This is a genomic window from Streptomyces sp. NPDC028308, assembly GCF_055565855.1.
Genome location: NZ_JBVHTO010000026.1, coordinates 7,774 through 16,517, shown reverse-complemented (window position 1 = coordinate 16,517; position 8,744 = coordinate 7,774). Strand labels below are relative to the sequence as shown.

The window sequence follows — 8,744 nt, the reverse complement described above, 5'->3', positions numbered from 1 at the left end:
TGCAAGGTGCCCCCGGCAGGATTCGAACCTGCGCACACGGCTCCGGAGGCCGCTTAGGTCCCAGGCAACGCAGCAGGTCAGAGCCCTGCACGTGGTAATTCAGGTGGGACCAGTCCACGGGACGTCCACGGCTGGCTGAGTACAGCTTTGGAGTTCGATCAACAGCTAGGTCTCCAACCAAGATCAGTCCGGGGAGGACGAGCGTGGTAGTCCGCGCGCCCCGTGGATCTTTGCTCTGGTGAGCATGGCTCCAGTGAGCCGTGCTCCTCGCAGGTCGGAGTTGGTGAGGTTTGCTCCGGTCAGGTTCACACCGTGCAGGTCAGCGGCTGTTAGGTCGGCACCGCTCAGGTCGGCGTTCGCCAGATTCGCACTGTTCGTGACTGCGCCAGAGATGATTTTGGATTGTAGGGACTTGTCAGCCGTACTGAGCTTCGAGCCGTGCAGCTTCGCCCCGGGCAGGGATGCGCCCTGGCCGCTCGCTCTGGTGCGCTTTCCATGATGAGCACGCGCTTGCTGCTCCAGGGGGCGGGGTAGCTCTCCCCATCGATCAGCTGATTGGTGCACGGGTTTCACGCGCCTAGTGTGGTCAGTGGCGGCAACTGCGCTGTCAGTGCTGTGCGTTAGCTTTGAACTGCCTCTGATGCAGGGGTGTCCTAGCTGACGGAGGGCCAAGATGACACCAAGCTCCGACATCAACAAGATCATGCGAGAGATGAAGGCCGCTCAACGCAAAGCTGAGCAACAAGTGCAACGAGAACTGAAGAGGGCAGTTGACAGGGCAAATCGCGAGATCGACCAACACAACCGAAAGGTCGAACAGCAAAATCGTCAGGCGGTGGCTGAATACAACAGGAAGGTCGACGCACACAATCGCGCTGCTGATCGCCACAATAGGCAGGAAGTCGACAGGGTGAACCGTGAGCTGCGGAAGGCCGCGCCCCAACGCGTAGTTAGCTACACCGAATCGGAACGCCAGCTGGCCCAACGGGTTCAGGAGGCTGTCGCAACTCAAGACACCCGCGAGTACCACGTTTTTCTCAGCTATGCACGTATTGATGGCTCGGAGATTGCATCCGACTTGCGGGACAACCTTGAAGACATGGGGGTATCCGTCTGGTTTGACGAGGTGGCCATCCGACCCGGGAAGAGCCTAGCCCTCCAAATGGATCAAGGGCTACGGCGGGCTCACGCAGGTGTGGCCGTACTCACCGCGGCTTACCTCACCGGAAGATTCTGGACAGAGCGGGAGCTTGGCGTGTTGCTGCACAAGTCCACGCTGATCCCCGTACTACACAACGTGACGTTCGAAGACGTCGCCCAGTACAGCGGGATCCTCCCTGACCTCGCTGGCTTTAGCACCGAACATGATTCGGTGCGCGAGATCGCCGAGAAGATCGCTGCGGCGGTGTTGGTCACCGAATCTTCCTGAAGCCTGACCCACGCTCTGAGCGCGGGAGGCGTGGGCCTTTGGCGGGTGTTTCGTGGGCTGACCGGCGGCGGAGCCGCTAGCGGGGTCGGACAGGTCTGGAGCATGCTCCCCGCCATTCCCCGTGGTGCCCCGTGCGACCTGGCACGAATCTGGCACGGCACTTCGTCCTCGGTCGTGGCGCTATAGGAACCAGGTCAGCACAGTTGCGGCATATAGCAGGCTGGAGCCAGCCAGGATGAGGTTGATCCCGAGACGGAGATTGCGAACCTTGATCACGACTGCGCGGGAAAGGAAGGAAACCCGCTCGGCTCGTCGATCCGCGCGCATGTGGTCGCGTAGCGCATCGGGGTCCAGGGTCGCCCAACGGCTCGGGACTCCGCCGGCCTCCTCTTGGCGAATCTGGATGCTCTGCTGGCGCGATACGAGGCTGCGTTGGGCGAGCAACGGCTCATCTGGTGCTCATCTCCCGCTCACCGTGGATCTTGGCGGCCTGCTGCCACTTACAGGCGGTACAGCGCTCCAGGTACGCGTATGGCGAGGCATCCATGGCCTTTGCTTCTGACATGACCGCGAAGTTCCGGCGGCTGTGCACTCGTCCGCATGGTGCGTCAGCCGCGTGATAGATAGTCAGTTCCGGGCCCGGCGTAGTACGCACGAGGCACGGGAGCTTATCGCTCGTGTCTGCCAGTTGAGTGAGCACCTGATCAATCATGGCAAGTTGACCATCGAGGCCCCTCTGGAGCTTATCGACCTTCTTGCGGTGTTCGTCGAGGATCTTGAGCTTGCGGAGCCGGAGCGCCTGCACGTGTTCAGCGAAGGACATGCACCCTCCCAGGAAGTATTGCTAGACAAGGTGAGCACTTCTTAGTCCGTAGGTGCAGGCCAGGTCCTGCGAGGAGTGCACTATGGAGTGGCTGTTGGGCAAGTTCGCCCGCTGTCACACGCTGTGTGCTAGCGGCGTGGCCTAGCCGAGTGCCTCGCTTGGAAGATCAATGACTGAGTCAAGCCGGTGAGGAGCCGTCCATCAGCGGGACCGGTGCCCCGGTGTCGGAGCCTGTACTGAAGCCGACGAAAGACATATCGAGCCTGACCGCCATGAGATCTGCGGCGCTGTGTGTGCGTCCTCGTACACGAGTGGACCGCAGCTTGGTTGCTATGGCCCGGCCGGGCTACGTACCCCTCGCCTAATAGCCGGAGTGCGCAGAAAGACCGCCTTCACCTAATTTGTCGGTTCCATGCCAGTTCGGAAGCTTGCGGCAGTAGGGTGCGTACGAGCCTGGTTTATCGTCAGGAGTTCGTGTGGTAGACCTTGCCAGTGTCCAATGAGCAACTGTCTGATGACTTGCAAGAGGTTCTAGCGCGGCTCGCTGCCCGCAACCCGATGCGCACAGAGGCAACTTTGCAGGCCGATGTGCGCCAGTTGCTCCTTTCCGGAGGCTTCAGCCTCGGTGAGCACGACCTCTCTGTAGATCTAGAGACCCAGGTCGGAGACCGACGTCGCATTGACGTTGAAGTCGGTTGCACCGTCATCGAAGTGAAAAAGGATCTGCGCAGTCCTTCGGTGCTGGAGGCCGCAGCTCAGCAACTCACCGGCTACGTGGCGGAGCGGACTCAGCAGTCGAGTCAGCACTACGTCGGTATTCTTGCGGATGGCGTTGACTGGCGGGCCTACCATCTCCGCGACGATGCATTGATTGAGGTTGCCCGGTTTACTCATAAGTCAACCAGAGGGCTTGACCTTCTTTACTGGCTTGAGGGCGTGCTGGCCACACGGAAGCATATCCTTCCTAGTCCCGCTGAGATTCGTCTGAGGCTCGGCGCCGACAGCTCATCGCATGAACTGGATCGAGCTGCACTTGCTGCACTCTATGAAACGCATAGAGAATTGCCGACAGTCAAACTGAAACGAGCACTTTGGGCTCGCCTCCTAAAAACGGCACTTGGCGCCCAGTTTGAGGACAATGACGAGCTCTTTATTGAACATACTCTGCTGGTCAACAGTGCTGAGATTATTGCTCACCTCGTAATGGATGTTCAACTGGCTGACCTTCAGCCAGCCACCATCCTTCTCGGGCACCGTTTCGACAGGGCTCACCTCTACGGAGTAGTTGAGGCTGACTTCTTCGATTGGGTAATTGAGGTACCGGGAGGGGACTCGTTCGTCAGAACTCTCTCGCGGAGGCTTTCTCGGTTTGATTGGTCCAACGTAGAGCACGACGTGCTGAAGGTTTTGTATGAGTCAGTGATTAGCGCGGATACTCGCCGTAAGCTCGGTGAGTATTACACTCCTGATTGGCTTGCAGAACGCGTCGTTTCTGAGAACGTTACGGACCCTCTTAATCAAAGAGTTCTGGATCCTTCCTGCGGCTCAGGCACATTTCTCTTCCATGCTGCGCGTAAGTATTTGCAGGCTGCTGAATCTGCAGGAATCCCTCTTCGTGATGCCTTGAGCGGGCTCACAGACCACGTTGCTGGCATTGATTTGCATCCGGTTGCTGTCGCTCTTGCTCGTGTCACGTACCTGCTCGCGATAGGACGACAACGTCTGCTCGGAGACCGCGGGACTATTCGCGTTCCGGTATATCTCGGAGACAGTGTCCAGTGGTCGCAGCGTATGGACCTGCTGGCTCAAGGGCATTTGGTGATCAGCACCGGGACCGGTGGCCAGCTTTTCGAAAATGAATTGCGATTTCCCGAAGAACTGCTAGCGAATGCGCGAGATTTTGATGACCTGGTGAACAGTTTGGCCGATGCGGCTTCTGACCCGGGTCGGCCGGCCCAAACGGTGCCACCGCTGACATCTGTGCTGAACAGGCTTGCGATTGCGGACGAGCACCGCTCTCAGATCGTGGAGAACTTCCGCATCCTGTGTGACCTCGTTGATAACAATGAGAATCACATCTGGAGTTACTATATTCGCAACCTGGCCCGTCCTATGTGGTTGTCCCGTGCCGAGAATCGAGTCGATGTCCTCGTAGGGAATCCGCCTTGGGTGTCGTATAGAAAGATGCCAGAAGACCTCCAGCGTATTTACAAAGAGATGTCGCAGGACCGAGGTCTTTGGCAGGGTGGCAAGGTTGCTTCGCATCAGGACCTTTCGAGCCTCTTCATCGCCCGCTCGGTGCAGCAGTATTTGAGGGAGGGCGGACAGTTCGCTTTCGTTGTCCCTAACGCGGTACTCGATCGGCCGTACTTTTCAGGATTCCGCGAAGGTCGATATCTAGACCCCTCAGAACCGGTCACTGTCGTTTTCACCGGGTCTTGGGATCTGCGGCGGGTGCGGCCACACTTCTTTCCGCGGGGGAGTGGCGTCGTAATGGGCCGGCGCAACGGCAGTATTACCTCCACAACGCTTCCACGTGCTACGGAGCGTTGGACGGGCACGATTCCTTCGGGCTTCAACACCTGGTCCTCCGTCAGCGAGCACATTAGCCGCTCGAGTGCAGAACTCACTATTGCTGGCGATGGCCTAATTGATTCCCCGTACAGAGTTCGGTTCGAAAACGGGGCGACGATCTATCCTCGTAAACTGTTTTTCGTCGATATACAGGACGGAAGCGACGGACTCGGGCTGGGAGGGGGCCGCACAGCTGTACGGTCAACTCCTGTAACAATGGGGCAGGACGGCTACTGGAAGAAGCATGCCCTCCTTGAGGGTGTAGTCGAGGCGGATTTTATTCGTCCTGTCATGCTCAGTGAATGCATCCTTCCGTACAGGCTGCTGCCGCCAAGGAAAGCGGTACTGCCCCTAGAGGGTAATACCATCATGCATGGAGAACACCCGAACCTAGACCGGTATCCGGATCTCGCAATTTGGTGGCGAGGTGCCGAAGACGCATGGCAGCGGCGGCCGCAGGCGAGTGACATGTCACTTGTTGAACGCCTTGATTTCTTCAAGGGGCTAACAAAACAGCTGCCCGGTACGACGCTCAGGGTCGTGTATGCCAAGTCTGGCACCCATGTATCCGCTGCTTTGATCGAATCTCCGGACTTGATCATCGAAACTTCTCTCTATTGGGGCACGGTCGGCAGTAAAGAAGAAGGAATGTATCTCTGTGCCATTCTCAATACGCCCGTATTGACTCAATTGGTGCGACCTCTAATGTCCTATGGGAAGGACGAGAGGCACATCGACAAGTACCTTTGGGAGCTCCCAATCCCGTTGTACGACGCACAAGACCCCAAGCATGCGCGTCTGGCAGAACTTGGCGCGGCTGAGGCTGAGCGCGTCGCAGGGATGGATATCGATGAAAGTAAGAACTTTACCCGTCTCCGCCAACTGGTCCGCAAAGAACTAAGCGCGTCCCCTCATGCCGAGGAACTCGACCTGCTCGTGAGTGAACTTTTGGACTAGTTCGTCTTCACAGGTCTGCTGAGCGGCCCCTGACCTGAACATTCGGTTGGGGGTCGTCGCTTTGATCTCTGCGGTGACCGACCGTCGCTCCCCGGGACTTCACGCTCGACCTGGTGCGGGTAGGGCACGGCGTCATCTGCAACGTCAGTGGTCGTCGATACGCTCGCCGACGTATTGGATGGAAGCGAGCAGTGGAGTTGAGATGGCCAGCTGGGTGGCAACGTTGGTAGCAGCTCTTATTGGCGGGATGAGCGGCGGGTTCCTGGCTCCGTGGGCCAAGGCCCGGTTCGACCGGCGTCTCGATCGGCAGCAGACGTTCGATCGAGCCATAGCCGCAGTCCAGGCTGTCTTGTACGCCTACACGGCCCCAACAAACGTTGACCGCAGCCACGTCGGTGACAGCGCTTATGCGCAGGAGTTTCTAGATCAGCTGCTGACTCGGCGGGTGGAGAGGTTCTTCGAGGCGACTTACGGCATGCGGCAGGCGCTCGCTGAGCTTGACCCCCACTACAAGGTCAACTGGGATCCTGATCGGTTTCAGCTGACCGAGGTCGAACTGACGAGGCTGGTTGACCAGCTTAAAAGGGCAAGATAGCTGCACCCGGGTTTCTCCTCCACCACCCACCCAGCTCCCATCCCGTCCGCCGTCGACCCACACACCGTGGAGCGGGCGTGGTTCATGGCGTCCAGGTGGAGCGCGCCACTGTACGAACGACCTGGACGCCATGGGCCGCGTCTGCTCGGCTTTGCCTGGGTCGAGGGCGGACGGGATGGGAGCACCCCGCGCACGCCACCTACGGACTCGCAGTCGGAAACGGTGCCCCCTTCATCCCGGTGCCGGCTGATCCCCGCCGGAGGCGCTGTTCTGACCTTGGCCGCTTCCCATGGGCTACTGGCTTCAGGTTCTCGGTTCATCCGCCCGAGCGCGGTACGGACGCCGGCCGGGCTGGAGCGGGGCGGAGACAGGAGCGCAGGCCCGGCCGGGGGCCGGGCCGCGCGCGGGGAGCGGAGCGAGCCGCCTTGAACCAGTAGAGAAAGTTGTAACTCAGTCGGTCGCATGGGGCTTGAAGTCGTATGCGCAGGACGGAAGTTCAAGGCCTCGTCGGTGTGCCAGGGGTAGGAAGAGCGCTGGTCGAGCCGTCCAAGAGATGCGTGTGCCGCTCTGGTTGATCGTGACTGTGCAGAGCTCCGAGCGCAGGAGAGCTCTCCTCGTCTGGATGCGGCCCTCGTACAGCCACTCCCAGGCTTCGTCGGACGCCCTGGAGTCCAGCGCTGGCGTGATGGTGCGGAGTGCGATCGCTATCCAGCGGTCTGCCTGGCTGGCCGAGTACGCGTCGAACGAACTGTGAAGGGCTGGCTGCTCTGCCCTGGTGAGGTCTTCGGTCCAGCATTCGCACCAGAAGCCGCGGATGTATCCGTTCACGAGGTCCCTCCGGGCGGGTAGGCCACGAGGACGTAGCGCGTGTTCTCGTCGTGCAGGGTGAGTTGGTAGGCCGTGCCCGTGATCAGGTAGGTAAGGGCTCGTTCGTGTTCGTGCTCGTCCCCTAGCCAATAGCGGCCCGGTTGGGCGTGTGCCGTGTCGAGCTGATCCGTGACGTTCCTCGTGCGTTCGCGTAGCCACCGCAGGGCCAGGCGGGGACTCGTCGCATCGTGCGATCCCAGGAGGATCGAGCTGGTCTCGTGCAGCGGATACGCCACGGCCCAGCAGCGGTAGGTGCCACCCTGTCCCGGCCCCGCTTCGGCTAAGTCCTCGGGAGTCGTCGACGTCAGCACCGGCGACCTCCCGGCTGGGCACTCGTGAAGAGTTCCGCGGTGACCGTGTGGCCTGCCTGGCTGTCGTGAATCACGACCCGGTGGGCGATCAAGCTGACCATGCCCAAGCCGCGCCCGTGTGTCGCGTCCTGGTCGGCGCGCTCGGCCTTCGGTGCCGTTCCGGTGCCGCCGTCATCCGTGACTGACAGGGCAACCACCTGGGAAGAGACCGCGAGAGCCAGATGGAAGCTGCCCGACCGCCGTCCGCTGGCGGTGTGGAGGATCGCGTTGGAGCTCAGCTCGCTCACGATCAACTCGGCGTCCTCGGCCAACGGCGAACCACGCAGGATGTCCCGTGTCCAGCGGCGGGCCCTGCTCACCTCTTCTGGGAAACCTGGGCAAGTGAGGCCCCAGACCCGCTCAGTGCTCGTATACTCGTGCATACAAGTTCCTTCGTGCTGGTAGGCCGCCATGTGCAGCGGGTTCGGGCTAGACGAGTTTCACGCCGTCATGGGCGCGGATGGCCGGCGGGGATGCCGCGTCGAGAGCGTCCAGGACGCGGATCGCGTACGCCTCGTCGGCGAGGTCCGTGACTTCATCGCGGGTGGCCCAACGCAGTGCGCGGGTCTCGTCCCCGGTGGTGGGCGAGCCGTCGGCGGCTTCACAGCGGAAGACCAGAGAGACGATCAGGCCCGTCATGTTCTTGTAGACGCCGGTGAGAGTCGCGGGAAGCGCGATCTTGATGCCGGTTTCTTCGAGGACTTCGCGCTGGAGTGCCTCGGGGAGGGTTTCCTCCCGCTCGACAACGCCACCCGGAGGTTCCCACTGGCCGTTGTCGCGCCGCTGAATCAAGAGGGCCCGGCCCTGGTCGTCGACGATGACTCCGGCAACGCTCACGGAGTGCGGACGGTCAGTGCTCACGTTCCTCGGCCCTCTCAGATCGCTAGGCTCTCCACCGTAGCAACAACACTCGCCCACTCGTCTAGATACCTAAAGGAGTACTCGTGACCTCACTTCCGTCCCTGCTCGGCGATCTGGACCCCACGAGCGATCGTGCGGTGTTCCGACAGATCGCTGACCAGCTGCGCGAGGCCATCGACCGTGGGCGATTCAAGGAGGGCGAGAAACTCCCCTCGGAAGCTGAGCTCGTCGAGCACTACGGCGTATCCCGGATGACCGTCCGCAACTCCTTCTCCATCCTCCAGGACG

General features: G+C 60.7%; 10 protein-coding genes and 1 tRNA gene. 4 read left to right on the top strand and 7 right to left on the bottom strand.

What is annotated here, in order from left to right; translation table 11 throughout:
• Positions 1-7: 7 nt before the first annotated feature.
• Positions 8-66, bottom strand: a tRNA-Ser gene (locus ACZ4VA_RS38485).
• A 117-nt stretch (positions 67-183) separates the two neighbouring features.
• Positions 184-693, bottom strand: a complete 510-nt coding sequence (locus ACZ4VA_RS38480) for a pentapeptide repeat-containing protein (protein ID WP_468084617.1) — start codon at positions 691-693, stop codon at positions 184-186.
• On the opposite strand from ACZ4VA_RS38480, the gene ACZ4VA_RS38475 reads away from it, so the two are divergent.
• Positions 674-1,429, top strand: a complete 756-nt coding sequence (locus ACZ4VA_RS38475; RefSeq protein WP_468084615.1) for a toll/interleukin-1 receptor domain-containing protein — start codon at positions 674-676, stop codon at positions 1,427-1,429. The genes ACZ4VA_RS38480 and ACZ4VA_RS38475 overlap by 20 nt on opposite strands.
• Positions 1,430-1,877: 448 nt before the next feature.
• Here the strand turns inward: ACZ4VA_RS38475 and ACZ4VA_RS38470 are convergent, their stop codons facing one another.
• Positions 1,878-2,252, bottom strand: a complete 375-nt coding sequence (locus ACZ4VA_RS38470) for a hypothetical protein (RefSeq protein WP_468084613.1) — start codon at positions 2,250-2,252, stop codon at positions 1,878-1,880.
• 492 nt (positions 2,253-2,744) lie between these two features.
• Here ACZ4VA_RS38470 and ACZ4VA_RS38465 point away from each other — a divergent pair, with 492 nt between their 5' ends.
• Together ACZ4VA_RS38465 and ACZ4VA_RS38460 are read left to right on the top strand one after the other, a co-directional pair.
• Positions 2,745-5,783, top strand: a complete 3,039-nt coding sequence (locus tag ACZ4VA_RS38465) for an Eco57I restriction-modification methylase domain-containing protein (protein WP_468084611.1) — start codon at positions 2,745-2,747, stop codon at positions 5,781-5,783.
• 202 nt (positions 5,784-5,985) lie between these two features.
• On the top strand, positions 5,986-6,378 hold the full coding sequence (locus ACZ4VA_RS38460; protein WP_468084609.1) for a hypothetical protein: 393 nt from the start codon (positions 5,986-5,988) through the stop codon (positions 6,376-6,378).
• Positions 6,379-6,828: 450 nt separating this feature from the next.
• On the opposite strand, the gene ACZ4VA_RS38455 is transcribed toward ACZ4VA_RS38460, so the two are convergent.
• The 4 genes from ACZ4VA_RS38455 to ACZ4VA_RS38440 form a co-directional block, all read right to left on the bottom strand.
• The gene (locus tag ACZ4VA_RS38455; RefSeq protein ID WP_468084607.1) at positions 6,829-7,206 is read right to left on the bottom strand and encodes a hypothetical protein; all 378 of its coding nucleotides are present in this window, start codon (positions 7,204-7,206) and stop codon (positions 6,829-6,831) included.
• Positions 7,203-7,481, bottom strand: coding sequence for a hypothetical protein (locus ACZ4VA_RS38450; RefSeq protein ID WP_468084605.1), 279 nt, complete (start codon positions 7,479-7,481; stop codon positions 7,203-7,205). The genes ACZ4VA_RS38455 and ACZ4VA_RS38450 overlap by 4 nt, the downstream gene beginning before the upstream one ends.
• A gap of 68 nt (positions 7,482-7,549) precedes the next feature.
• Positions 7,550-7,978 carry an ATP-binding protein gene (locus ACZ4VA_RS38445; RefSeq protein WP_468084603.1) on the bottom strand — a complete coding sequence of 143 codons (429 nt, stop codon included), beginning with the start codon at positions 7,976-7,978 and terminating at the stop codon, positions 7,550-7,552.
• Between the two features lie 46 nt (positions 7,979-8,024).
• Positions 8,025-8,432, bottom strand: a complete 408-nt coding sequence (locus tag ACZ4VA_RS38440; protein ID WP_351951160.1) for an NUDIX hydrolase — start codon at positions 8,430-8,432, stop codon at positions 8,025-8,027.
• A 107-nt stretch (positions 8,433-8,539) separates the two neighbouring features.
• Between ACZ4VA_RS38440 and ACZ4VA_RS38435 the strand changes: the two genes are divergently transcribed.
• Positions 8,540-8,744: winged helix-turn-helix domain-containing protein (locus ACZ4VA_RS38435; RefSeq protein ID WP_468084601.1), on the top strand; the 205-nt coding region annotated here is incomplete at its 3' end.